At 63.6% G+C, this 23036-nt stretch carries 19 protein-coding genes; 13 read left to right on the top strand and 6 right to left on the bottom strand.

What is annotated here, in order from left to right; translation table 11 throughout:
- The first annotated feature begins 8 nt into the window (after positions 1–8).
- The 4 genes from F8G81_RS11245 (at position 9) to F8G81_RS11230 (ending at position 5227) form a co-directional block, all read left to right on the top strand.
- Positions 9–1193 (top strand): alpha-hydroxy acid oxidase, encoded by a 1185-nt coding sequence (locus tag F8G81_RS11245; RefSeq protein WP_267279049.1) that lies wholly within the window; start codon positions 9–11, stop codon positions 1191–1193.
- 48 nt (positions 1194–1241) lie between these two features.
- On the top strand, positions 1242–2693 hold the full coding sequence (locus tag F8G81_RS11240) for an FAD-dependent oxidoreductase (RefSeq protein WP_267279048.1): 1452 nt from the start codon (positions 1242–1244) through the stop codon (positions 2691–2693).
- A 54-nt stretch (positions 2694–2747) separates the two neighbouring features.
- A complete protein-coding gene (locus F8G81_RS11235; RefSeq protein WP_267279047.1) occupies positions 2748–3929 on the top strand; it encodes an FAD-dependent monooxygenase in 1182 nt (393 codons plus the stop codon).
- A gap of 128 nt (positions 3930–4057) precedes the next feature.
- Complete coding sequence (locus F8G81_RS11230; protein WP_267279046.1) at positions 4058–5227, top strand: FAD-dependent monooxygenase; 1170 nt, start codon at positions 4058–4060, stop codon at positions 5225–5227.
- A gap of 62 nt (positions 5228–5289) precedes the next feature.
- On the opposite strand, the gene F8G81_RS11225 is transcribed toward F8G81_RS11230, so the two are convergent.
- From F8G81_RS11225 to F8G81_RS11210, 4 genes are all read right to left on the bottom strand, one after another.
- Positions 5290–6732 carry an aldehyde dehydrogenase family protein gene (locus F8G81_RS11225; RefSeq protein WP_267279045.1) on the bottom strand — a complete coding sequence of 481 codons (1443 nt, stop codon included), beginning with the start codon at positions 6730–6732 and terminating at the stop codon, positions 5290–5292.
- A 283-nt stretch (positions 6733–7015) separates the two neighbouring features.
- Entirely contained in the window at positions 7016–8050 is a 1035-nt protein-coding gene (locus F8G81_RS11220) for an AAA family ATPase (protein ID WP_267279044.1), read from the bottom strand.
- Between the two features lie 175 nt (positions 8051–8225).
- A complete protein-coding gene (locus F8G81_RS11215; RefSeq protein WP_267279043.1) occupies positions 8226–9374 on the bottom strand; it encodes an AraC family transcriptional regulator in 1149 nt (382 codons plus the stop codon).
- 99 nt (positions 9375–9473) lie between these two features.
- Entirely contained in the window at positions 9474–10691 is a 1218-nt protein-coding gene (locus F8G81_RS11210; protein ID WP_267279042.1) for an ROK family protein, read from the bottom strand.
- A 246-nt stretch (positions 10692–10937) separates the two neighbouring features.
- On the opposite strand from F8G81_RS11210, the gene F8G81_RS11205 reads away from it, so the two are divergent.
- The 9 genes from F8G81_RS11205 (at position 10938) to F8G81_RS11165 (ending at position 20513) form a co-directional block, all read left to right on the top strand.
- Entirely contained in the window at positions 10938–12074 is a 1137-nt protein-coding gene (locus F8G81_RS11205; RefSeq protein ID WP_267279041.1) for a Gfo/Idh/MocA family protein, read from the top strand.
- On the top strand, positions 12071–13114 hold the full coding sequence (locus F8G81_RS11200) for a Gfo/Idh/MocA family protein (RefSeq protein ID WP_267279040.1): 1044 nt from the start codon (positions 12071–12073) through the stop codon (positions 13112–13114). Before F8G81_RS11205 ends, F8G81_RS11200 begins: the two co-directional genes overlap by 4 nt.
- Positions 13115–13159: 45 nt before the next feature.
- On the top strand, positions 13160–14296 hold the full coding sequence (locus F8G81_RS11195; protein WP_267279039.1) for an ABC transporter permease: 1137 nt from the start codon (positions 13160–13162) through the stop codon (positions 14294–14296).
- Between the two features lie 65 nt (positions 14297–14361).
- Positions 14362–15351 carry a sugar ABC transporter substrate-binding protein gene (locus F8G81_RS11190; protein ID WP_267279038.1) on the top strand — a complete coding sequence of 330 codons (990 nt, stop codon included), beginning with the start codon at positions 14362–14364 and terminating at the stop codon, positions 15349–15351.
- 80 nt (positions 15352–15431) lie between these two features.
- Complete coding sequence (locus F8G81_RS11185) at positions 15432–16283, top strand: sugar phosphate isomerase/epimerase family protein (RefSeq protein ID WP_267279037.1); 852 nt, start codon at positions 15432–15434, stop codon at positions 16281–16283.
- Complete coding sequence (locus F8G81_RS11180) at positions 16276–17130, top strand: sugar phosphate isomerase/epimerase family protein (protein WP_267279036.1); 855 nt, start codon at positions 16276–16278, stop codon at positions 17128–17130. Before F8G81_RS11185 ends, F8G81_RS11180 begins: the two co-directional genes overlap by 8 nt.
- Positions 17127–18623, top strand: coding sequence for a sugar ABC transporter ATP-binding protein (locus F8G81_RS11175; RefSeq protein ID WP_267279035.1), 1497 nt, complete (start codon positions 17127–17129; stop codon positions 18621–18623). The genes F8G81_RS11180 and F8G81_RS11175 overlap by 4 nt, the downstream gene beginning before the upstream one ends.
- 26 nt (positions 18624–18649) lie before the next feature.
- Positions 18650–19663 carry a sugar phosphate isomerase/epimerase family protein gene (locus F8G81_RS11170; RefSeq protein ID WP_267279034.1) on the top strand — a complete coding sequence of 338 codons (1014 nt, stop codon included), beginning with the start codon at positions 18650–18652 and terminating at the stop codon, positions 19661–19663.
- Positions 19664–20132: 469 nt separating this feature from the next.
- On the top strand, positions 20133–20513 hold the full coding sequence (locus tag F8G81_RS11165; protein ID WP_267279033.1) for a RidA family protein: 381 nt from the start codon (positions 20133–20135) through the stop codon (positions 20511–20513).
- Positions 20514–20662: 149 nt separating this feature from the next.
- Here F8G81_RS11165 and F8G81_RS11160 read toward each other — a convergent pair whose 3' ends face one another.
- A complete protein-coding gene (locus F8G81_RS11160; protein WP_267279032.1) occupies positions 20663–21262 on the bottom strand; it encodes a hypothetical protein in 600 nt (199 codons plus the stop codon).
- A 424-nt stretch (positions 21263–21686) separates the two neighbouring features.
- Positions 21687–23024: an MFS transporter gene (locus tag F8G81_RS11155; protein WP_267279031.1), complete on the bottom strand. Its 1338-nt coding sequence runs from the start codon at positions 23022–23024 to the stop codon at positions 21687–21689.
- Positions 23025–23036 lie beyond the last annotated feature (12 nt).

Raw genomic sequence — 23036 nt, 5'->3', positions numbered from 1 at the left:
GAGTGACCATGAGAAACGGCACCGTACCGCCCCGAGGGCTGGAGCTGAGTCACGCCGTCAACGTCGAGGACGTCCGCGCGATCGCGAATCGGCGGCTGCCGGCGGCGGTCAGCGACTTCATCGATGGCGGTGGTGAAGGCGAAATCACCCTGCACCGTAACCGGCACTCCCTCGATGCGATCATGTTCCGCCCACGCGCGCTTTCCGACGCGTCCACCCGGACGCTCGCGACGACCATGCTCGGCACACCTGTATCGGCGCCGCTCGCCCTCGCGCCGGTCGGGCTCGCGGCGCTCGCGCACCCGCTCGGCGAGCGAGCGGCCGCACTGGCGGCGGCTGGCGCCGGGATCGTCTCGACCCTCAGCTCGAGCTCCTGCTGGAGCCTCGAAGAGGTGGCGGAGGCGACACCGGATGCGCCGAAGTGGTTCCAAATCTACGTCTGGCGCGACCGTGGCATCACCAGCGACGTTGTCCAGCGGGCGAGGGCCAGCGGATACAAGGCGCTCGTTGTCACCGTCGACGTGCCCGTCGGAGCGCGGCGCGAGCGGGATCTGCACAACGGCTTCACGATCCCCCCACGCCCGACCTGGCGGCACACCGGCGATATGCTCGGGCACCTGCCGTGGGTCGCCCGCTTCGGCTGGGACGAGATGTTCGGGCATGGGCTCACGATGGGGAACTTCGGCGGCAAGGCCGCGGTGACCCAGCGTATGGCATTCATGGAACGCGTCAATCAGCGGTTCGATCCGGGCATGACCTGGGACGACCTCGAATGGCTGCGATCGCTCTGGGACGGCCCGATGGTTGTTAAGGGGATCACGAATGAGCGTGACGCCGCCGAGGCGGTCGCTCGAGGCATTGATGCGGTGTGGGTCTCCAACCATGGCGGGCGCCAGCTCGATGGGCTTCCCGCAACAATCGACGTCTTGCCCGCTGTCGTCGACGCTGTGGACGGCAAGGCCGAGGTGTACATGGACGGCGGCATCCGCCGAGGCAGCGACATCGCCAAGGCACTCGCACGCGGCGCCCGCATCTGCATGATCGGACGACCGTACATCTACGGCCTCGCTGCGAAGGGACAGGCCGGCGTCACGAAGGTGATCGAACTGTTGAAGGAGCAGCTCGACAACACCCTCGCACTGCTCGGTTGCGCATCCGTCGAGGCGCTCGACCAGGACTGGCTGCGCAGCTGACGGCGCGGAGGCCACAAGACGTTTCCGATCGACAACGGAAGGTCGACTATGACCGCTCTCTCCACCCCCGACGGACCTGCCGTCGACCAGCAGGTGGACGTCGTCCTGATCGGTGCCGGCGCCTCCGGTCTGTCCTGTGTGATCGAGGCCGCAGGGCGCGGTGCACGCGTGACAGTCATCGACGCGGCGCCGAGCTTCGGCGGGACCGCGTCCGGTGCGGCCGGCGGCACCTGCATCGCAGGTTCCCCGCTCCAGGATCGGCTCGGCGTCGAAGACTCCGTCGGCCTTGCGCTCGAAGACTGGATCACCTGGGGCGGCGACTCGGTCGACGTCGAATGGGCGCATCGTTACCTCCTGGCCAGTCGGGATGTGTTCTTCGACCACCTGTCAGCGCTGGGGGTCAGGTGGATCTCCATCCACCCGCACGAGGGCAATCGCGTGCCGCGATGGCACCGTCCGGAGGGAGGAGGCAAACGCGTCATGTCGCTGCTCGCCCACCATGCCCGCGCGCTGCCGAACATCACGTGGCGCTTCGGCTACCGTGCGCAGGAGCTCGTCCGCAGCGGCGGGCGCATCACGGCCGTCATCGCCATGAACGGCGATCGAATTGTCGAGATCTCCGCGCCGGCGATCGTCATGGCGACCGGCGGTTTCAATAACAGCGCCGAGCTCGTAGCGATGCACGCCAAACAGGCGGCCGGAGCAGAGCGCGTGCTCCTCGGCGGCGGACCGGAAGCGAAGGGTGAGGGCATTCGCATGCTGGAGGCAGTCGGCGCGCAGTTCACGGAGCTTGATTCGGTGTGGATGTACCCGTATGGGACACCCGACTACCTGAAGCCGGGAACCGATCGCGGCCTCGCAGTCCGCGGGGTCGACGGCGAACTTTGGATCAACGATGAGGGCAACCGATTCCACGACGAGAGCCTGCGGGGCGGGGCGAGCGGGACCGGTGCGCTCCTCGCCCAGACGGAGGGCCGGGCATGGTCCGTGTTCGACGCGGGCGTCGCATCGGGGTTGATCCTCGCCGATCCGTACTACCTCGACGGCAACAAGATCAACCGCGATCGCGTGGCGGAGTTCCTCCGCTCATCGCCCTATGTCGAGTCCGCCCCGAGTGCCGCCGCGCTCGCTGCCCGTATCGGCGTCGACCGGAGGAATCTGGAGGCCGCCATCAACGACATGAACAAGGCCATCGCCGCCGGCCTTCATCGGGACCCCGCCTTCGGCAAGCCGCTCGATGGCATCGCCCCGCTTGACGAGGCTCCGTTCTATGCGGTGCGCCTGCACCCGTTGGCCCGGAAGAACCTCGGCGGCGTGCGCACCGACCTCGACTGCCGGGTCCTCGACAGCGAGGGCCGGCCAATTGACGGACTGTTCGCATCCGGCGAGGTCGCGGGGATGGCCGGCGGCCACATCAACGGTCATGCCGCGCTCGAAGGCACAGCCTTCGGGCCCAGCGTGTTCAGCGGCATCGTCGCCGGGCGGGCTGTCGTGGAATGACGAATGTGCGTGTCGCATCCGGCGCGCATCGAATGAAGAAGGGAAGCGGAAAGGATGACTTCAGGCAACCGGGTTTTGATCGTCGGGGGTGGCGTCGGAGGGCTGTTCCTCGCCAACGCGTTGATCGCACAGGGCATCGAGGTGGTGCTGTACGAGCAGGCGTCTGCCTTCGGCGAGGTCGGGGCCGGCGTGTATCTCACGCCGAACTCCGTCCGCCACCTCATCCGGGTCGGTCTCGGTCCCGCGGTCGAGGAGGTCGGCGCCCTCGTCGGTGAGGACTCGCGGTACTACCGCTTTGATGGCAGAGAGATCGCCCCAGTGCAGGTGGCGGATCCGAGCGGATGGAACGCCACCTATGGGATGCATCGGGCGGACCTCGTCGAGCTGCTCTGTCGCGGGCTGCCGTCCGGGGTCCTCCACACGGGGCACCGCGCGACGGGTTTCGAGCAGGACGGTGACGTCGCGCGGGTCAGCTTCCAGAACGGCGAGGCGGCAGACGCCGGCATCGTGGTCGGTGCGGACGGGATCCACTCCATCCTGCGGCCCATCGTCCATCCCGAGAGCAAGCCCGTGTTCTCCGGTACCGCCGTCTACCGAGGCCTGGTCCCTCGGGAGCACCTCGACGGATGGCGACCGGACGTCTGGCAGATGTGGCTCGGTGCAGGCAAGCACTTCCTGTCGTTCCCGGTGCGCCGTGGCGAGCTGATCAACTTCGTCGGCTTCGTGCCGGCGCGCGGCATCATGCGAGAGTCCTGGACGGCGCCTGGCGACCCGGACGAGCTGCGGCAGGAGTTCGAGGGCTGGGATCCAAGGATCGCGGACCTCCTCGCACACGTCGAGTCCACGTTCCGGTGGTCGCTGTACGACCGCGACCCGATCCCGGTGTGGACCAAGGGGCGGCTCACGCTGCTCGGGGATGCCGCCCACCCGATGCTGCCCCATCTCGGCCAGGGCGCAAATCAGTCGATCGAGGATGGAATGGCGCTCTCGCTCCTTCTGGGGGCGAGCGACCCGGTGGACGCCCCCGCCGCCCTCCAGACCTACGAGTCGCTGCGCCGAACGCGGGTCGCGGAGGTCCAGATCGGCGCGAGACGGAACGGCATGCGGTACGACTCGATGGAGGGCGATCTCGAGCGGAGGGATGCGGAAATCAGGGCTCACGCGGAATTCCGACGCGAACTTTATGGCTTCGACGTCGTGCAGCAGGTGACGGAAGTGCTGCAGGCGCCGCGATGAGGATGACCGGTGTCAGAGCCGGAACCCGTCGTCGTGGAGGGGCTTTTCCACCGGTTTCGCGCTCCGTTGCAACCGTCGCACGACTAACCATAAGCTGATGAAAAAGTAGCAATAATCAAGGAGACACCATGCGCGTCGCGATTATTGGAGGCGGCATCGGCGGCCTGACCGCCGCGATAGCGCTTCGGAACGCCGGCATCGAGGCGGTCGTCTACGAGCAGGCGCAGCAGCTCGGCGAGGTAGGCGCCGGGATCGGGGTCGCGCCGAACGGGCTGCGGGTCTACGAACGGCTCGGGCTCAGGGACGCGATCGAGTCCGTCGCCGCGCGCTACGGGGACGGATCGGTCTACTACCGCGCCGATGGGACGCTCATCGGCGAGATGACCACCTCCGACAGCTCCGGCCGGTACTTCACCCTGGGACTTCATCGTGCCGATTTCGTCGGCGTCCTCACGTCCGCCCTGCCGGAGGGGGTGGTGCGTACGGGGCACCGCCTCATAGGCCTTGAGGAAGGCGAGGAAGGGGTCGTCCTCGAGTTCGCGAGCGGCGTCACCGAGACAGCCGATCTCGTCGTCGGCGCAGACGGGATCCACTCGGTCGTGCGCGCGGCCGTGACCGAGCCGACCCAGCCCGTCGCCTCGGGCTCGATCGCCTACCGGGGGCTGGTGCGCGCGGACCGGCTCAGGTCCTGGACACCCGGCATTGCCCAGCTCTGGATGGGCGAAGGCAAGCACTTCCTGACGTATCCAGTGCGTTCAGGGGAGCTGATCAACTACGTTGGATTCGTGCCCAGCGGCGAGCGTCTGCGCGAATCCTGGTCGGCACCCGGCAACGTCGAAGCACTCCGCGCCGACTTCGCGGGATGGGATGACCGCGTTGAGGGGCTTCTTGAGGAGGTCGAGCAGACCTTCTGGTGGGGCCTGTACGATCGCGAACCGCTCCAACGCTGGTCGACGGACCGAGTCACCCTCCTCGGGGATGCCGCGCATGCGATGCTCCCCCACCTGGGCCAGGGGGCGAATCAGGCGATCGAGGACGCGATGACGCTGGCGGTCCTCCTCGGGGCTGCGGCCGCCAGTTCGGCCCCCGAGGCGCTCGGTGAGTACGAGCGGCTCCGCCTTGATCGCACCACGCGTGTCCAGAGCGGCGCCCGCGACAACGGACTGCGCTACGACTCCGGCTATGAGGACCTGAGGCAACGCGACGACGAGATCAAGAACTCGAAGACGTTCCGCCGCTGGCTCTACGACTACGACGCGGAGGCAGTGGCGCGCGAGCGCGTCTTGACCGTCGATTAGTGTCGATCCAGTCCCCGGGGTGGAGGGAGCCGGCATGAGCGGTGGTGAATGGCGTTGGATCATCAGTCCAGCGATGTCTTGATGAAGACGGCCTGCGGCTCGGTGAAGAACTCCCGGCTGAAGTTTCCGCCCTCGCGCCCGATGCCAGAGTACCCGGGCCCTCCCATGGGTGCGCGCAGATCGCGGACCTGGTAGCAGTTCGCCCACACGGTTCCCGCCCTCAGCCGGGATGCGGCGGTGTGGATACGTGCCGCGGACTCGGAGAACAGCGTGCAGGTCAGCCCGTAGTCGGTGTCGTTGGCAAGTGCGATGCCTTGGTCGAAATCGTCGAACGTGGAGACGGTCGCCATCGGGCCGAAGACCTCTTCGCGCCAGACGCGGCCCTTGCGCGAGACGTCGGCGACGATCGTCGGCTTGAACGTCCAGCCCTCTCCCGGCCCGCCGCCGAGCACTGTCCCGCCTTCGGACTGCGCGAGCGCGAAATAGCGGGAAACTCGGTCGAACTGCTTCTCGGAGGCGAGCGGGCCGAGGTCCGTCGACGGGTCAAGCGGGTCGCCTACGCGCAGTTGTGCAGCCTGTTCCGCGAAGCGGCGCAGGAACTCGTCGTGCACAGAGCGTTGGACGAGCACGCGTGTGCCGGCAAGGCATACCTGTCCGGTGTTGTTGAAGACTGCCCTGGCAGCGGTAGCTGCAGCGAGGTCAAGATCGGCGTCGTCGAGCACGACCGTCGCACCCTTGCCTCCGAGTTCGAGTGTGACAGGCACGAGATTCTGCCCGGCGGCCGCGCCGACGAGGCGGCCGACGGCGGTCGATCCAGTGAAGGTGATGCGGTCGATCTCCGAGGAGTGGATGAGTGCATCCCCGATCACCGCCCCCTTGCCCTGGACGACGTTGAGCACCCCCGCGGGCCACCCCGCCTCGAGCGCAATTCTCGCCACGAGGTAGGCGGACGTCGGGCTGTCCTCCGCGGGCTTCCAGACGACAGAGTTTCCCCAGGCCAGCGCGGCCGCGATCTTCCATACGCCGAGCATGAGCGGATGGTTCCAGGGTGAAATCGCGACGACGACGCCCGCGGGCCGGTAGGCCGTGAAGGCATGAAAGTCGGCGCTCATCGGATAGACATCGCTCGTAGAGAGCGAGTGGTGATCGGCGAAGAAGCGGATCATGCCGACCGCTCTCGGGACGTCGAAGCTTCGCGAGGCGGCCAGGGGACGCCCTATGTCGGCCGTCTCGGCCTGCGCGAGCTCCTCGGCGTGGAGCTCCATCCGGTCGGCGAGTGCGTACATGAGCGCGGCGCGCTGACGCTCTCCAAGCCGGGACCAGGCGCCGCTCTCGAACGACGACCTTGCCGCGGCGATGGCGTCCCCGGCCTCCCGGGCTCCGCCGGAGGCGAGCGTTCCCTGCGTCGACCGTGTCCAAGGGTTGACATTGTCGAGGGTCGAGTCGTCGTACGACGCGCGCTCCTGCCCTGCGATGAGGTGGGGGATGAACGACAGACCGGACATGAGCGCCTCCTTGCGATCCTGGCCTTGGTTCAGCTGGTCGATGCATATTCCAGTGATCGCTATCCTAACCGGCCCGCGCGTCGCGGAGTATGGCGAGCGCCTTCGCCACTCACTGGACGCCGCGGGCTAAAGACCCGGAATGGCTACAGGGATTCGCGTTTTCTTTACGGCTACTTTGGCAGGACATAGCCACCACATGCGGCTCCCGTTGCACGACAGTGGAATAGTTGAGCTTTTCCCGCTCGGGGGATGGGCATTCGCTTGACAGCCGCTGCAGATTCGGTCAGACCAGCCAGCGCCACCAGCGTGACCGCTCCGGTTCCGGCGTCGGTTCCGGCTCCGGCTCCTCGCCCAAAGCCAGCGCGGCCTCGACGATGTCGTCCGCGGTGAGCGTCATGACGGCCTCACGATCGAGCGCATCAAGACTTTGTTCCTCGTCGAGCGACAGCCGCAGCGCCTGGCGGTTGAGCGCCTGCTCGAACAGCGTGCGGGCGAACCGTGCGTTGCCGGAGTCCTCGCCCGCGTGGAGCCCCGTGAAGATGCGGCGCAACATCTGATCCGCACCCGGCTCCAGTGTGTACTCGTGCTGGGCCAGCATCTGGTGGAAAATCGTCTGGAGTGCGTCGACGGAGTAGTCGGGGAACGTGATCTCACGGGCGAACCGGGAGCGCAGTCCGGGGTTCGAGAGCAGGAAGGACTCCATCAGCCGCGGGTACCCGGCCACGATCACCACCAGGCGGTGGCGGTGGTCCTCCATCCGCTTGAGCAGGACCTCGATCGCCTCGGGGCCGAAGTCCATCCGGCCGTCCTCCGGGGCCAGCGCGTAGGCCTCGTCGATGAACAGGACGCCGTCCAGCGCACGCCGGATCACCCGATCTGTCTTGATGGCGGTCGCGCCCACGTACTGCCCCACCAGGCCCGAACGGTCGACCTCGACCAGGTGGCCTTTCTGCAGCAGACCGACCGCGCGGTACATCTCGGCCAGGAGCCGCGCGACGGTGGTCTTGCCCGTGCCTGGGTTTCCGAGGAACACCAGATGCTGTGATGTGGCCACCTCCGGCAGGCCGTGCGCCTTACGGCGGGCCTGAACCTGGAGTAGTGCAACGAGAGCCCGCACCTGTTCCTTCACGGTCTCCAGTCCGACCAGCGCGTCGAGCTCAGCCTGCACCTCGGACAGCGGCCGGGCCGGGCCGGGCTTCGCACCGATGAGATCGCCGACCAGGTCGTCGACGCGCTCCGAACCGGGCAGCTTGAGCTGATCGGCCAGATGGCCGATGGTTTCACGCAGGTCGTCGAGCGGATTGCGGCCGGGAGCCATGCATCCATTTTAGGGTCCATCCATGGGTGCCGCACGATTGAACGATGCTTTCCATCCCCTGAAGCCGTTAACGGGCTGAGCGGCTGACCCGGACACTACGAACCCGGGTCCGAGTGGAGAATGACTCGTTTGAGGCGATGGCCAGGGAGTTCTTTAGCTCCCTCCGCCAACTCGGTCAAGCGCCAGGGTTCAGCGACGCCCGCAATTGATGTAGCGCGACATGAACGACGGTCTCTGATCGATGGATCTCCCTTACATTCATCCCGGTGAACTCTTTCACCGCACGGCGCATGCTTTGCACATTGGTGAATCCGCACGTTGCCGCAATTTCTGAGTAGGTGGTCCTTTTGGCCTCGGCCTGAAGGAGGAGTTCGAGCGCTTTCCGCGTTCTCAAGGCACGTATGCGCTCCCCCAAGCGGAGTTCTTCATTCTCGAAAAAGTAGAACAAAGAGCGACGGGAGAGGTTGAACCTTTCGGCGACCATCATCACGTCCAGATCGGGGTTGTCATAGCTGGCATCAAGGTATTTCTTTATAGCCCGGCTGAGTGCCGGTCTCTGCGCCTCATCGTCGACCGGCGTTTCGAGCAGGGAGCCCACAAGGGTTGCCATTACGGATCGGAGGATGTCCGCGGTTCCCGGTGCTTCGCGATCGATGCCCGGCCGCTTCCAGCTCATCAGCGCAGGGATCAGGAAAGTGCCCACAATTGGGTGCTTTGCCAGGTCAGGCAGGCGAAGCAGGGAGCCTAGTTCGGCCTCGCTCACATTCAGGCTGCTGCGATCAATGTTGAGCTGCAAAGCGTGAAAGCCTTCGGGCGCTTCAAAATGTCCGCCCCGTGAAGTATCGATGAACCTAACGGAGCCCGGGGATATTGGCTCAGGCACGCCGTTGAGAGCGAGTGTCAGTCCCGGCGCTTTACGGAAGTAGGCCAGGCGCACATCAGTGGCGTCGGGATTCGGCGCCCACGAGCCCAATGCGGGGGCGTTGTGCATTTCTATGAGGCTGAAGCCCGGCCCGGCAAGATTAACAGCTGTGGGATTGAAGGACACCGGAGTCTTAGATGTCGACTTTTCCAACCGCATTGGGGTTTCGACGGCACTGCCGTACCACACTCGCCAATGCTCGAACCTTTGTTCAGGATTGAGCCCCTCCGGCACTTTATAGAGTCGCAGACGGCCGCTGTTCTCGTTATCTGACTGAGGCATGCCATCCTCCTGGACCACCTGATCTTTACGGTGGCCTTGAGAATTGCCACGACGTTGCGGTGGCTCATAAGACCGGCCGGAAAAGACTTCAGCTGTCAGGACCATTTTACCTGCGTCCACCTTTGATTGGTTGGTGCGTTGCGCGTTTGGTCTCGGCACCCGACACGACGCGTTCTGGCGCCGGCGCAGGCCCGGGTGAGATGCACTTCAATGGGCTGTCTACGCGACGTGCTCCACTTTCTGCAGATCGTCGGTATCGTCGCGGCCGGCGGAATGCAGCGTCTTCGCGAGGTCATTGACCCGATGAGGGGCGAGGGCATATTCGACGGCCAAGATGCTCGCCCCAATCACTCCAGCTTCCCGCCCGGTTTCGGATTGGGTGATATTCAGGTGCTGGGTCGCCAAAGGTGTTGAGCGTGCATAGACCGTTTCACGTATTCCGGCGATCAGATGTTCTCCGGAATGTGAAAGCGATCCGCCCACCACAATCAGCGCGGGGTTGATAAAGCTTACGCACATGTTGAGCATTTCCCCGATGTCGCGTCCGGCCTGTCGGACGGCTTGAATAGCAGCCAAATCGCCGGAACGAACGAGCGGGACGACGTCATTTCCGGTGATTGCCTCAGGTCCGTTGCCGCGGAGTTGCTTGGCGATGGCCGGAGTGCCTGCGATGGCCTCCAGGCAGCCACTCTTGCCGCAGCGACATAGAATTCCTGCTCCCCTGGAAACGGCGATATGGCCGACGTCCCCAGCGACCCCTGCTGCGCCACGCTGCAACATTCCCCCACTTACAACCCCCGAGCCGATACCGGTGGCGACTTTAAGGAAGATCATGTTGTCCTCGTCAGGCCAACGTTTCGCCCGCTCGCCGAGGGCCATGAGATTGACATCGTTATCGACGAGTACGGGAACGTCAAAGGTCTGCTGAACGTAAGCGGGAACATCGAACCCATCCCATCCCGGCATGATCGGCGGGCTGGTTGGCTTTCCGGTGGAGTGTTCAACGGGACCGGGTAGCCCGATACCGACGGCGATGACATCCGCTGTCGGACGCTCCATCGCTTTCAATTGGCCTTTTAGCGTCGTCAACAGCCAGTCCAGAACAGCTTTGGGTCCACTCGAGATCTCAAGCCGCTCCGTGGTTTCCATGAGTACCCTCCCTGACAGGTCCGTCAGAGCCACGATGGCGTGGGTGGCGCCGACGTCAGCGGCAGCGGCCAACCTTGCACCCGGGTTGAAGGCTAGTCGCGCCGAGGGGCGGCCTCCAGTGGAAGGCGCATCCGATACGGGGATAACCAGTCCGAGTTTTAGGAGCGGCTCCAGGCGGGAACTGATGGCAGCCCGACCCAGGCCCGTTATCCCGGCCAGTTCTGCCCTGGTTCGCGGGCGTCCGTCGCGCAGGATTGGTAAAAGTTCGCCGGGACCGCCGTTGTCCATGACTCTCCGTTTCGGGGCTCAAAAGATGTGAATGGTGACACTGAGGTCGTGCATCAGGCTCACAGAACCCCGAGGGGGGATCATGTCACCCAGTGTCGAGTGCCCGCTTGCTCCCGTCCACTCATCGACGCCCGTAGCATCAAAAAGTGCAACTTTGCCGCGCAGTCCAGCGCCTCTAGCGTCAAATGGTGCAGACTTTTGCTGACTGACTGACGAAAGCCATGTGCTGCGTGTCACGGTTTCTGCATGGAAAACGAGAGAACCACGACAGCCCCCTCCCGGTTACGGGCCGGGTTCGTCGGTGCCGGGTTCATGGCTGAGGTGCACAGCAGAGCCGCCCGTGCTTCAGGGGCGGCGATCGCCGGCATCGCATCCTCGAGCCTTGCCAGTGCCGCCCGCGCGAAAGACCGGCTGGGTGTCGAACAGGCTTACGCCTCCGTCCAGGACCTCGTCCAGGACGACAAGATCGATGTCATCCACATCTGCACCCCGAACGCCACCCACTACGCTCTGGCCGAGGCCGCGCTGAAAGCAGGCAAGCACGTTGTCTGCGAGAAGCCTCTGGCTACGAACGTGCAGGACGCCACCCAGCTCGTGGAGCTGGCTGCAACGGCCGGAACGGTTGCCACCGTTCCCTTCGTCTACCGGTTCCACCCGATGGTTCGGGAAGCCCGGGAACGCATTGCATCCGGCCAAACGGGACGGATCTCCACCATTCAGGGTTCCTACCTTCAGGATTGGCTTCTTTCCCAGGACGACGACAACTGGCGGGTGGACGCCGGCCTCGGTGGCCCGTCGCGGGCGTTCGCCGACATCGGGTCCCATCTGTGCGACCTCATCGAATTCGTGAGCGGGGACCGGATAACACAGGTCGGGGCCCTGAGCCGCACTCTCTTCTCCGGCCGGGCAGACCACAAGGACGTCCACACCGAGGACCTCGTTGCGGCTGTCTTCACGACTGAGGCCGGCACCGTGGGAAACCTCCTGGTCAGCCAGGTTGCACCTGGACGGAAGAACCGCCTGATGGTTGAGATTTCGGGTGCGGAGAGCACCCTCCAGTTCGACCAGGAAGCCCCGGAGACGTTGTGGCTTGGTAAACGGGCGGGTTCACAGTTGCTTGTCCGCGACCCGGACGCGCTTAGCCCCGAAGCGGCACGGCTCAGTGTCCTGCCGGCCGGACATCCGCAGGGTTATCAGGATGCTTTCAATGCATTCGTCTCCGATACCTATGCCGCAATCAACGGAGACATCAAAGATGGCCTGCCCACCTTTAGGGACGGCCTCAGGTCAGCGGTCCTTACCGAAAGCATCATCGCATCGAGCAAGGGCGGCGAGTGGGTCGCCGTCCCAGAGGTCAAAGAACTAGAAGGAGTAAGTAAATGAAAATCATCCAGGTAGGCCTCGGCGCGTGGGGCGCTTCATGGCTGAACGTGATTCACCAAAGCAAAACCTGGGAGCTGGCCGGCGTCGTCGACGTCAACCCCGACGCCGCACGGGCCGCAGGTGAACAGTACGCAATCCCCGCCTACGCCACTATCCAGGAAGCGCTGAAGCACAAGGAAACGTTCGACGCTGTCCTGGTCATCGTCCCGCCCGAGTTCCATGCAGCCGTCGCCATCCCGGCCCTTGAGGCCGGCGTGCACACCCTGATAGAGAAGCCCCTCGCCCACAACCTTGAGGACGGCATCCGCATCATCGAGGCGGCCGAAAAATCCGGCAAACAGGCCATGGTGTCGCAGAACTACCGTTTCAAGCGCGCCGCGCGCACTGTTCAGCGCCTCATCCGCGAAGGGGTCATCGGGGACCTCGAGCACGTCTTCATCGACTACAAGAAGAACCCGCCGTTCGAAGGGTTCCGGCTCGAAATGGATGAACCCCTCATCGTGGACGCCATGATCCATCACCTTGACCAGCTCCGCGGCATCGTCGGCATTGAACCCACCGCCGTCCGCGCACGGTCCTGGAACACTGGCACTTCCAGGTTCAAGGGCAACGCCTCCGCGGTCGTGCAGTTCGACGGCCGCAACGGTGCCCGCGTCGTATACACCGGTTCATGGAGCTCCTACGGCCCGCAAACCAGCTGGGACGGCGACTGGGAAATCCAAGGCAGCAAGGGCGCCATCACGTGGAAGAACAACGAAGTCACCATCAATTTCGCCTCACTGTTCGACACCGTTTTCCTCGCCGGAGCGGTGGAACGCTCCGGCGTCATGCACGTCGACCTGGACCCGTTGCCAGTCGAGGAACGCCTGGGGACGCTCGCAGCATTCCGCGACGCCATCGAAACAGGGCATAAGGCTGAGACAGACGTCACCGACAACATCCAGAGCCTGCAGCTCGTCATGGCCACCGCCGACTCCGCCCGCCAGGACGGTGCGCCCATTTCCTTGAAGACCAACGCCGAACTTTTCGGCAACCACTAGCACTTTCCGACCCGAGGAAGTGTCGAATTGACTGGAGATACAACCATGCAGCCACATACAGCCACCGGCCCCGCCGGTCCGGTTTCCGGGAAGGTTGGCCCCGGAAAGTTCCAAGACAAGTCACGTTCACGGCTATCCGGCGTCGGCGACTTCATCGGTGCGCAGGGCCTGCTCGTCGTCGTCCTGCTCTTCGGTGTACTGCTGACGTTCCTCAGCCCGGTATTCCTGACCACGGTCAACCTGGTAAACCTGCTCTACCAGTGCACGATCCTCGGAGTGTTCGCGATCGGCATGACGTTCGTGATCCTTACCGGCGGCATCGACGTCTCGGTGGGCTCGACAGCTGCCCTGTCGTCCGTGCTGTCCATGGGCGTGATCGTCAACATGAACATGCCGCCGGCAGTCGGACTCCTGACCGGCCTCGTGGTTGGTGCCGGAGTCGGAGCCATCAACGGGCTGATGGTCACGAAGCTGGGCATATCCCCACTTATCGCGACACTGGCAACACTCTCCGCCGGCTCGGGCATCGCCTTCGCCTACTCCGACGGCGGCAACATCACACCCGTGCCGAAGGTCCTCACCGACATGGTCAGCGCGAAAATCGCAGGGATCCCCCTGCTCATACCGGCCGTTCTGGTACTGGCCTTCCTGGCTCACCTTGCCCTGACCCGTACCACCTACGGACGCTCCATCTACGCCGTTGGCGGCAATAAGGAAGCAGCCCTGCTGGCAGGGATCCGCGTCGATCGCGTCACCATGAACGCCTACATCATCGCCGGTCTCTCCGCGGGCATGGCCGGGCTCCTGCTCACCGGGCGGCTAGCCTCCGGAAGCCCCCGTGCCGGCGACGGTATTGAACTAACCGTCATCGCTGCCGTGGTCATCGGCGGAACCAGCCTCTTCGGCGGCCAGGGAAACATCAAGGGCACCCTGCTCGGTGTGCTGTTGATCGCCATGGTCTCCAACGCCGTAAACCTACTCGGCATCCCCTCTTCGTACGACCGGATTGTCCAAGGCGTCGTCATCTTCGCCGCCGCCGCCCTGGATGTGTACCGCTACAAGTACGTCCAAAAGAACCTGTCACGGAAACGCAAGATCGGGCCGCCGCCGTCGACAGACCCGAAGACGGCCGGCACCACAACCACCGGGACCGCCGTAGCGCACAGCGGTACGCCGGCCTGACACGTCACCCGCTCACAACCCGGCTCAGCCTGCACAGCTAAACACCCAACAGAAAGAGTAAGTCAATGAAGACCTCACCCAAACTTGCGGTCCTGGCGGCAATCTCCGCCGCTGCCATCGCCCTGACTGGCTGCAATGCACCAAGCGCCGCCCAGGAAGGAAACGACGGAAACAAGACAAAGAAAATCGCCGTCCTGCTCTACAGCCAGAGTTTTGAATTCATGGTTGCCCTCGGTCAGGGCGTTAAGGATAAAGCAAAGGAACTCGGCGTGGAGGTCACAGTCCTTGACGCCAAAGGTGACTCCAACACCCAGATCAGCCAGATCCAGGACCAACTCGCCCAAGGCGTAGACGGCATCGTCCTCAGCCCGAACAACTCTGCAGAACTGGTTCCCGGAGTCCAGATGATCCACGACGCCGGAAAGACCGTCACCACCGTCGACTCGGTGATCCCGGGCGACATCGCCGACGCCGCCGTCGCATTCGACAACGAAAAGGCCGGCAAACTCGGCGCTGAAGCATTGGCCAAACTCATGGGAAACAAGGGAACCGTCCTTGAATACCAAGGAGCCAAGGGCGCCTACCACGCCATTCTGCGCGGCAAGGGCTTCACAGAGGGCATCAAGCAGTCCCCCGATATCAAGGTCATCGGCCGTGACGCCCAGTGGACTGCAGATAACGCCCTCTCCCTGACCGTCGACAACTTCACCGCCGACTCCAGCATCAATGGCCTGTTCAGCCACAATGACGAAATGGTCCGTGGCATCGTCTCCGGCCTCTCACAAATCAACAAGGACGCTCCGGTCGGAGCCGCAAACCACATCCCGCTCGTCGGAGTCGACGGCACACCGCTCGCCCTGGACCGCATCCGCAAGGGCATTCAGGACGCCACGATGGACCAGAACCCCTTCGAGATGGGAGCCCTGGCCCTTCAGGCCCAAGTTGATCTGCTGGACGGCAAGCAGGTTCCCAAGATGCAGCTGACCGACACCAAGCTCATCACCAAAGAGAACGTCGATGATCCCACGCTCTGGGGCAACATCTTCAAGGACTAGAGCCCCAGCGCAGCGACGGCCGGGCCGAGCCCAGGCCCTTGGCCCGGCAGCAACAAACCAATTCCAATTCAAGGAGAAACATGTCCCGCTTCAAGTATTCCTACAACGCCATCGTCTACTACCAGGAAGACATCGCCAAAGGCATCGACCGCGTTGCCCGCTACGGCTACGACGCCATCGAACTCGTGGGAGAACCGGCAACGCACAACGTCGAAGAAATCAACCAGCTCACCAAGGACGCAGGCATCGACGTCAGCTCCATCTGCAGCATCTGGTTCGGCGAGGAACGCGACCTGATCAACCCCAGCGCCGCCAACCGGCAGAAGGCCCTGGACTACGGCAAGTCGGTAGCCGACTTCGCCGCCGCCGTCGGAGCTCCGACCATCATCGTCGGTCCGTCCCCGGTGGGTAAGACCGAAGCCCTGGCCAGCGACGAACAGGAATGGGCATGGGCTGTCGAGAACGTCCGCACGCTCGGCGAATACGCAGCCAGTATCGGCGTCAACATCACTCTCGAAGCGTGGAACCGCTACGAGACACATTTCCTGAACCGGCTCGACCGCGCCGTTGAACTTCTAGACGCCACCGGCCTGAAAAACGGCGGCGTCCATGGTGACCTCTTCCACATGAACATCGAGGAAGACAGCATTCATGGCGCCTTCGCCCGTGCCGGCAGCAGGGTCAACCACGTCCATCTGGCCGATTCAACCCGTGCAGCCCCCGGTGTAGGACACACCGACTTCCGTCCGACACTGCAGACGTTGAAGGACATCAACTTCGACGGCTACCTGACCTTCGAACTCCTGCCCGCCGCGTCGAACCCCTTCGCCATGATGGCCCGTGGCGGCCACCTGGAGTTCCTGGACGTCTACACCGAAAAGGCCATTAACGAAATGAAGAAGCTGGAACAGGAGCTGTGGCCCAATGAGTAAGTACGAGTTCGGTGTCAGCACCTTCATCCTCGTCTCCCCGTTCACCGACCAGGATCTCGATCAGTTCGATGTCGCCAAGGAGATGGGCTACGACCTGATCGAGGTTTGCATTGAAGACCCCGCCGTGGTCAGCGCGGAAGCACTGAAGAACGCCTCAGAACGAACCGGACTGCCCGTATCCATCTGTGGCGCGTTTGGACCGGACCGCGACGTCTCGCACGAGGATCCGCAGAAGCGGCGGCAGGGCATTGATTACCTGAAACTGTGCGTCGACATCGCCCAGGCCGTCAGATCGCCCCACGTGGCCGGACCGATGTACTCCGCCACCGGCAAAGCCCGGTTGCTTCCCCCGGAGGAACGCCGGCAGCAGCGCCAGTGGGCGGCCGACAGCCTGCGTGAAGTGGCCGATTACGCCTTTGAACGCGGCGTCAGCCTGGCCATAGAACCGCTCAACCGGTTCGAAACCGACCTGGTCAACACCGTCGAACAGGGTCTGGAACTGTGCGGGCTGATCGGCCGGGACAACGTCGGCCTGATGCTCGACACGTTCCACATGAACATCGAAGAGAAGAACATCGGTGCGGCCATCACTGCCGCCGGCGACAAGGTCTTCCACTTCCAAGTGTCAGAAAACGACCGCGGAACGCCCGGCAGCGGACACGTCCCGTGGTCCGAGACCTTCGACGCACTCAAAACGATCAACTACCAAGGTTCCATTGTGGTCGAATCATTCCTTCCCACGGTCGAGGAAATCGCCAAGGCCGTTTCGCTCTGGCGCCCGGTGGCGCCATCCATGGACGAACTGGCACGAGATGGACTCACTTTCCTCAGGAGGGAACTGGCATGACCGAGAAGCCCGGACGCGCTCCAGCAATTGTTGAAGCACGCAATCTCGTAAAACTGTTTCCGGGCGTCGTCGCCCTCTCCGGCATGAACTTTGAGCTTCATGCCGGAGAGGTGCACTGCGTCTGCGGGGAAAACGGAGCAGGAAAATCAACCCTTATCAAGACTCTCAGCGGGTTTTACACTCCCGACGAGGGCGGCGTGTACGTGGACGGCGAGCTCATGCCGTCCAGCACGGTGGCCTCCAAGGCCGCCGGAATCGCCACGATCTACCAGGAGCACAACCTGGTCCCGGACCTGTCCGTGGCCGAGAACGTTCTTCTGGGAAACTGGGGCGGACACAAGGGCATCCTCTCCCGCCGCGAGATCCGCAGGCGCGCACGCAAGGCCCTGGACCAGGTCGCACCCCACCTCAACCTCGACACCCCTGCCATGGCGCTCTCAACAGTGGATGGTCAGATGGTGGAGATCGCGCGCGCCATAGCCCAGGACGCAAGGGTCATCATCATGGATGAGCCCACCACGGCCCTGACCGAGCAAGACGTTGAAAAACTGTACAAACTCGTCGACGGATTGCGGAGCAAGGGCCTGGCGATCATGTACGTGTCGCACAAACTGGAGGAAGTCTTCACACTTGCCGACCGGATCACCGTCATCCGCGAAGGCAAAACGGTGGCCTCATCTGTTCCGGCGGATGAACTCGATGCCCGATCCGTGGTGCAGCTGATGGTGGGCAAGGACGTTGACCTCTACGAGCATATTCCCCGCGATCGCGGTGAACTCGTCCTTGAGGCGCGGGGGCTAAGCCGTGCCGGCGCATTTGAGGATGTGAACCTCCAGCTGCACGCAGGAGAGATCGTTGGACTCGCAGGACTCGTGGGTGCAGGCCGGACCGAGGTCGCCCGATGCATTTACGGGGCAGACAAAGCCGACGCGGGAACGGTCGAGGTAAGCGGCCGGAAACTCAGTCTCCATGGCGCATCGGCCGGCATCGCCGCCGGCATTGCCCTCGTCCCCGAGGAGCGAAAGCTGCAGGGCATCATTCCAATGCTTTCCATCCGCGAAAACACCACGCTGACGCTCCTGAAGCAGGTCAGCAAATGGGGCGTATTGCAGCGCGGCTATGAAAGGAAGATGGTCAGCGGCTACATCAAGGAACTCGATGTCAGGACCCCGTCGGCAGAAACCCCAATACAGTCCCTGTCTGGCGGCAACCAGCAAAAGGTCATCATCGCCCGCTGCCTGGCAAGCAATCCCAAGGTCCTTATCCTGGACGAGCCGACAAAGGGCATCGACATCGGTGCGAAGGCCGAGATCCACCGCTTGATCGAACAGCTGGCCCGCAGAGGCGTGGCCGTGCTCGTGATCTCCAGCGAGCTCCCTGAGCTGCTCGAGCTCTCTGACCGAGTGATGGTCATGCGGGCCGGACGAGTGGTGGCCGAACTGGACAAAGCCCAAGCAACCAAAGAAAACGTCATCGCTTACGCCGCTGCGTAAGCGATCCCACCAGAACGGAACCAATCATGACCTATCAAGAGCCCCGGTCGTTTACCCTGTTCACCGGCCAGTGGGCCGACCTGCCCTTCGAGGAAGTCGCCAAACTCGCCTCCGGCTGGGGCTACGACGGACTGGAAATCGCCGTCTCCGGCGACCACCTGGACGCCTGGCGGTGGGACGAGCCGGGTTACGTCGAATCCAAACTCGCCGTCCTGGACAAGTACAACCTCAAGGTCTGGGCCATCTCCAACCACCTCAAGGGCCAGGCCGTCTGCGATGACCCCATCGACTTCCGCCACGAAGCGATCGTCGGAGCCAAGGTGTGGGGCGACGGCGACCCCGAAGGTGTCCGCACCCGCGCCGCCGAGGAAATGAAACACAGCGCCCGGCTCGCCCAGGCACTGGGCGTGGACACCGTCGTCGGGTTCACCGGCTCTTCCATCTGGCAGTATGTGGCCATGTTCCCGCCCGTTCCGGAAAAGGTGATCGACGCCGGCTACCAGGACTTCGCGGACCGCTGGAACCCCATCCTGGACGTCTTCGACGAATGCGGCGTCCGCTTCGCCCACGAAGTCCACCCCTCCGAAATCGCCTACGACTACTGGACCACCGTCCGGACCCTCGAAGCGATCGGTCACCGGCCCGCGTTCGGGCTGAACTGGGACCCCTCGCACATGATGTGGCAGGGCATCGACCCCGTCTCGTTCATCTGGGACTTCAAGGACCGGATCTACCACGTGGACTGCAAGGACACCAAGCTCCGCCCCACCGGCCGGAACACCGTTATGGGCTCCCACCTGCCCTGGGGTGATCCGCGCAGAGGCTGGGACTTCGTCTCCGCAGGCCGAGGCGATGTCCCCTGGGAATCGTCCTTCCGCGCGCTCGCAGCCATCGGCTATGACGGACCCATCTCGGTTGAATGGGAAGACGCCGGCATGGACCGCCTCCACGGCGCCCCCGAAGCCCTCGCCGCCCTCAAAAAGTTCGACTTCCCGCCGTCGAGCACGTCCTTCGACGCCGCCTTCAGCACCAAGGACTAACGGCGCATGGCTGTCCCAGCCATGCATCTGAGCGCTCTTTGGCGGTGTTTCTTAGTTGATTTCTGGCTTAGGGCCGATGGGCGCTGCACGCTGGATGGCGGTAGGCCGTGGAATGGGCGACGGGTGCCGCTACAGTGACTGCTTGGGCTGCGCCGGAGGTCATCCCAGCAGCCGGCCAAGTGATTCCTCACGGTCGCGTCGCGGGACCACACACCCTGCTTACTGGACCGGTATCGGCTCTCTTCATGCACGTACTGTGCAGCAGAGGCTGGTCGGGAGATCATTTTTCATGATGAGCGTTGGCATCGCGGGCACGGTTCCCGGGCTTGCGGTCGAATCTACCTCGCGACAGCGTCCGGTGAGTGATCAGATGCGCCAGCCCGCGAGTATAGAGGGTCCATGGGTTGCGCTATTCGGCTACGACTGCCATTCTTCTGCCAGCATCCACTGCGCCTGGAAAGGATCGGTCATGACGAGGGAGATCGTTAGGTCGGCCAAGGCACCGAGTTCGCCGTTCTTTAGCCAGGGCGTGAAAGCGGGACCATTCATTTTTGTCTCGGGGATCGTTGGCACCGATCCGATCCACGGCCAGCTCGCGGGCGACAGGATTCAAGATCAGACACGCCAGGCTCTTGCGAATTGCGAGGCCATCCTTGAAGCAGCGGGGGGAGGGTTGGGAGACGTGGTCGAGGTCGGAGTGCTCCTCAGTGATCCTTCGGACTTCGCGGGATTGAATGAAGAGTATGCACGGTGGTTCCCGCAGGACCCTCCGACACGCTACGTTGCCAAGCTCGGCGTCGACCTGCCGGGAATACTCGTTTCGATCCGCATGACAGCCTTCGTCAGCTGAGGAATCCGGGCGGAGTCCATTTCGCCCCTTCACCATCCGAATAGGCATCCTCCACGGGCTTTTGTCGACCAGCCGCGTGGCCGGTGACAGCTTCCGCCACCCCTGAGGGGCCGGCATGTCGCCTTCCAACCGTTTTGGCGGATCTGGATCTATCGGGACTGGAGAGCATCCAGCGCCACCGCCATCGCCGCCGCAACCCGGCCGTCGAGTCGGGCGCCCGGGAGGGTGATGAGGTAGCGGTCGCGCAGGGACCTTCCCCGTTCCGATGTCATGAGCACTTCTCCGATCGACTCGACAAAGTCGAAGTGGAAGCGGAAGGGCGAAGGGATCACATCTCCCAGGGGTGTCGCTTCCCATATGCGGCGGCCGATGGCGACGCCGAGGCTGCGTTCGCTTCCGGTGACTTTGAGCCCGGACGCTTCCAGGTGCCAGGTCGACCGCAGCAGCGACTTGCCAAAGTCTTTCCGGAAACTGCCGAGCGGTTGGCCATTGGCGTCCAGCACGTCATACGTCGCGCCGAGGTCAAGGCGTTGCCGAGCCTTGAAGGAGAAAAGCGGGATGGTCCTGGCCTCGTCCTGATAAAAGGTCACCTGCTCCTTGAAAGCGGCCCGCTTCTGCTGAGCGACGGCAAGCAGGTCCCCAGGTTGCCCGTCTCCGGTCACGGAACGTATCTCGTACCGGTTCACCATCAGCGTGAGCTTCTGTATCACGGTGAAACGGTCGATCCCTTGGGCAAGTTCTGCACTCATGTGCGTCCTCCCTGGTTAAGGCGGTCCCGAACAGTGTGAGGTTCGCCTGTTGCTATGTTCTCTGGCTTGCTTGACTGGCTCCTGGTCGTGAGAGCTAAGTATAGGTTCACGGCACTTTGGGGGCTGCCGAGATGGAAAGGCGTCAGCTTGTTTCACTTCAGACTCAGCGCAACGATGACGTATTTCGGGCGGCCGCACCCAATATCTGTCGTCTGTTCATTCGCCGTCAGCGGGCTACATGCCGCTCATATCCGAGATCCCCATCCGCGCTCTAACGTCACAAAGTGATTCCCAAAAATCAGACTTTGTGTGGACAGTGTCCACACCCCTTTTGGCCAGACAAATCGCGGCCCTGTTGGATGATTGCTTACAGTCAGTCGTCCAACAGGGCCACGCGCCTTGATCGAGCTACGTCAGGTCAGCCTCAGTGTGAGTAACCTGCTGCGGCCTCGGTGAGGGTCTTCCCCTTTGTCTCCGGAGCCAGCCACTGAGACAGCCCCGCCCCGGCGAGGGCAACTGCGGCGGCGACCAGCATGGTCGGGCCGGACCCGAGGATCTCCATCGACATCGGGAAGAGGAAGATGCCGATGCCCGCTCCGACCCGGCTGACGGCAGCCGCGAAACCTGTTCCGATCCCTCGGATCTCGGTCGGGAGGATCTCGCCAGGGTAGACGCCCGTCAACGTCGTGTACATCGCGTTGAAGAACGAGAAGACCAGGAAGAGGATGAGCACGATTGGAGCTGGGGCTCCGGCCCAGAGCCCGATGATCGCGAGCACGACGGCGCACAGCCACTGCGGTGGGACGCACAGTACGCGTCGGCCGGCCTTGTCGATCAGCAAGACGGTGACCACGACCCCCGCCAAGGCGACGGCGGAGAGCCCGACACCACCAGCGAGCCCGCCGGAAAGCCCGTACTGGTTCAACACGCTGTCGGCGAAGGTGGCGATCGCGAAGTACGGCGTCACGGCGCAGAACCAGAATGCCGAGATGAACACGGTGGACCGCCAGTGCGCCTTCGAGAACAGCATCCCGAAGCTGCCCTTGCGGACGTCCTCGTGCTGGACGTCGTCGAGCGCATCGTCGGGCATGTACTTTGCGGCGAGGGCGCGGGCCTCATCCTTGCGTCCCACGCTCCACAGCCAGCGTGGGGATTCCGGCAGGCCGAGACGAGCGATGAACAGGGCCACAGCGATGAACGTGCTCGTACCCAGGATGAAGTGCCAGCTCAGGTCGGTGTACTCACCGAGCAGATGGCCGGCCAGGAACGCGAGCATGAAACCGCCATACCAGGCGATCTCCATTGCGCCCATGAGCCGCCCCCGCAGATGGGTGGCTGAGAACTCAGCCATCAGGGGCCATCCGACCGCATACTCGGCGCCGATGGCAATGCCCATCAGCAGCCGCACCACCAACAGCCACACAGGTGAATCGATGAAGAACTGCATGCCCGATGCGACCGCGAACAGGCCGATGTCGAACATGAAAATTGGCTTGCGGCCCCACTTGTCTGCTGCCCAACCACCGATCGGTGACCCGATCAGGATTCCGATCAGGGCGCCAGCGGCGATCAGGCCCTGCCAGAACGCATCAAGCTGCAAGTCCTCGGCCATCCTGCCGGACACCGGTCCGATGATGCCCAGGATGTAGCCGTCCAGGAACATACCGCCGATCAGGACGGTGACCATCCTGATCATGAAGCGTCGCTTGCTTGCCGCCGAGGCAACGTCCCGTGGGGAAGTTGTATTGTCTATGGCTGACATTTTGTCACACCC

It is taken from the genome of Arthrobacter sp. CDRTa11, from assembly GCF_026427775.1.
Taxonomy (GTDB): domain Bacteria; phylum Actinomycetota; class Actinomycetes; order Actinomycetales; family Micrococcaceae; genus Arthrobacter.
This window is presented reverse-complemented; position numbering and strand designations above follow the sequence as displayed.

What these genes read in the sequence shown, in the direction of transcription:
- F8G81_RS11200 (WP_267279040.1), top strand. Translation starts at nt 12,071, where the DNA reads ATGAAAATCATCCAGGTAGGCCTCGGCGCGTGGGGCGCTTCATGGCTG.
- F8G81_RS11230 (WP_267279046.1), top strand. Translation starts at nt 4,058, where the DNA reads ATGCGCGTCGCGATTATTGGAGGCGGCATCGGCGGCCTGACCGCCGCG.
- F8G81_RS11155 (WP_267279031.1), bottom strand. Translation starts at nt 23,024, where the DNA reads ATGTCAGCCATAGACAATACAACTTCCCCACGGGACGTTGCCTCGGCG.
- F8G81_RS11240 (WP_267279048.1), top strand. Translation starts at nt 1,242, where the DNA reads ATGACCGCTCTCTCCACCCCCGACGGACCTGCCGTCGACCAGCAGGTG.
- F8G81_RS11160 (WP_267279032.1), bottom strand. Translation starts at nt 21,262, where the DNA reads ATGAGTGCAGAACTTGCCCAAGGGATCGACCGTTTCACCGTGATACAG.
- F8G81_RS11195 (WP_267279039.1), top strand. Translation starts at nt 13,160, where the DNA reads ATGCAGCCACATACAGCCACCGGCCCCGCCGGTCCGGTTTCCGGGAAG.
- F8G81_RS11185 (WP_267279037.1), top strand. Translation starts at nt 15,432, where the DNA reads ATGTCCCGCTTCAAGTATTCCTACAACGCCATCGTCTACTACCAGGAA.
- F8G81_RS11190 (WP_267279038.1), top strand. Translation starts at nt 14,362, where the DNA reads ATGAAGACCTCACCCAAACTTGCGGTCCTGGCGGCAATCTCCGCCGCT.
- F8G81_RS11205 (WP_267279041.1), top strand. Translation starts at nt 10,938, where the DNA reads ATGGAAAACGAGAGAACCACGACAGCCCCCTCCCGGTTACGGGCCGGG.
- F8G81_RS11165 (WP_267279033.1), top strand. Translation starts at nt 20,133, where the DNA reads ATGACGAGGGAGATCGTTAGGTCGGCCAAGGCACCGAGTTCGCCGTTC.
- F8G81_RS11220 (WP_267279044.1), bottom strand. Translation starts at nt 8,050, where the DNA reads ATGGCTCCCGGCCGCAATCCGCTCGACGACCTGCGTGAAACCATCGGC.
- F8G81_RS11225 (WP_267279045.1), bottom strand. Translation starts at nt 6,732, where the DNA reads ATGTCCGGTCTGTCGTTCATCCCCCACCTCATCGCAGGGCAGGAGCGC.
- F8G81_RS11210 (WP_267279042.1), bottom strand. Translation starts at nt 10,691, where the DNA reads ATGGACAACGGCGGTCCCGGCGAACTTTTACCAATCCTGCGCGACGGA.
- F8G81_RS11175 (WP_267279035.1), top strand. Translation starts at nt 17,127, where the DNA reads ATGACCGAGAAGCCCGGACGCGCTCCAGCAATTGTTGAAGCACGCAAT.
- F8G81_RS11245 (WP_267279049.1), top strand. Translation starts at nt 9, where the DNA reads ATGAGAAACGGCACCGTACCGCCCCGAGGGCTGGAGCTGAGTCACGCC.
- F8G81_RS11180 (WP_267279036.1), top strand. Translation starts at nt 16,276, where the DNA reads ATGAGTAAGTACGAGTTCGGTGTCAGCACCTTCATCCTCGTCTCCCCG.
- F8G81_RS11235 (WP_267279047.1), top strand. Translation starts at nt 2,748, where the DNA reads ATGACTTCAGGCAACCGGGTTTTGATCGTCGGGGGTGGCGTCGGAGGG.
- F8G81_RS11170 (WP_267279034.1), top strand. Translation starts at nt 18,650, where the DNA reads ATGACCTATCAAGAGCCCCGGTCGTTTACCCTGTTCACCGGCCAGTGG.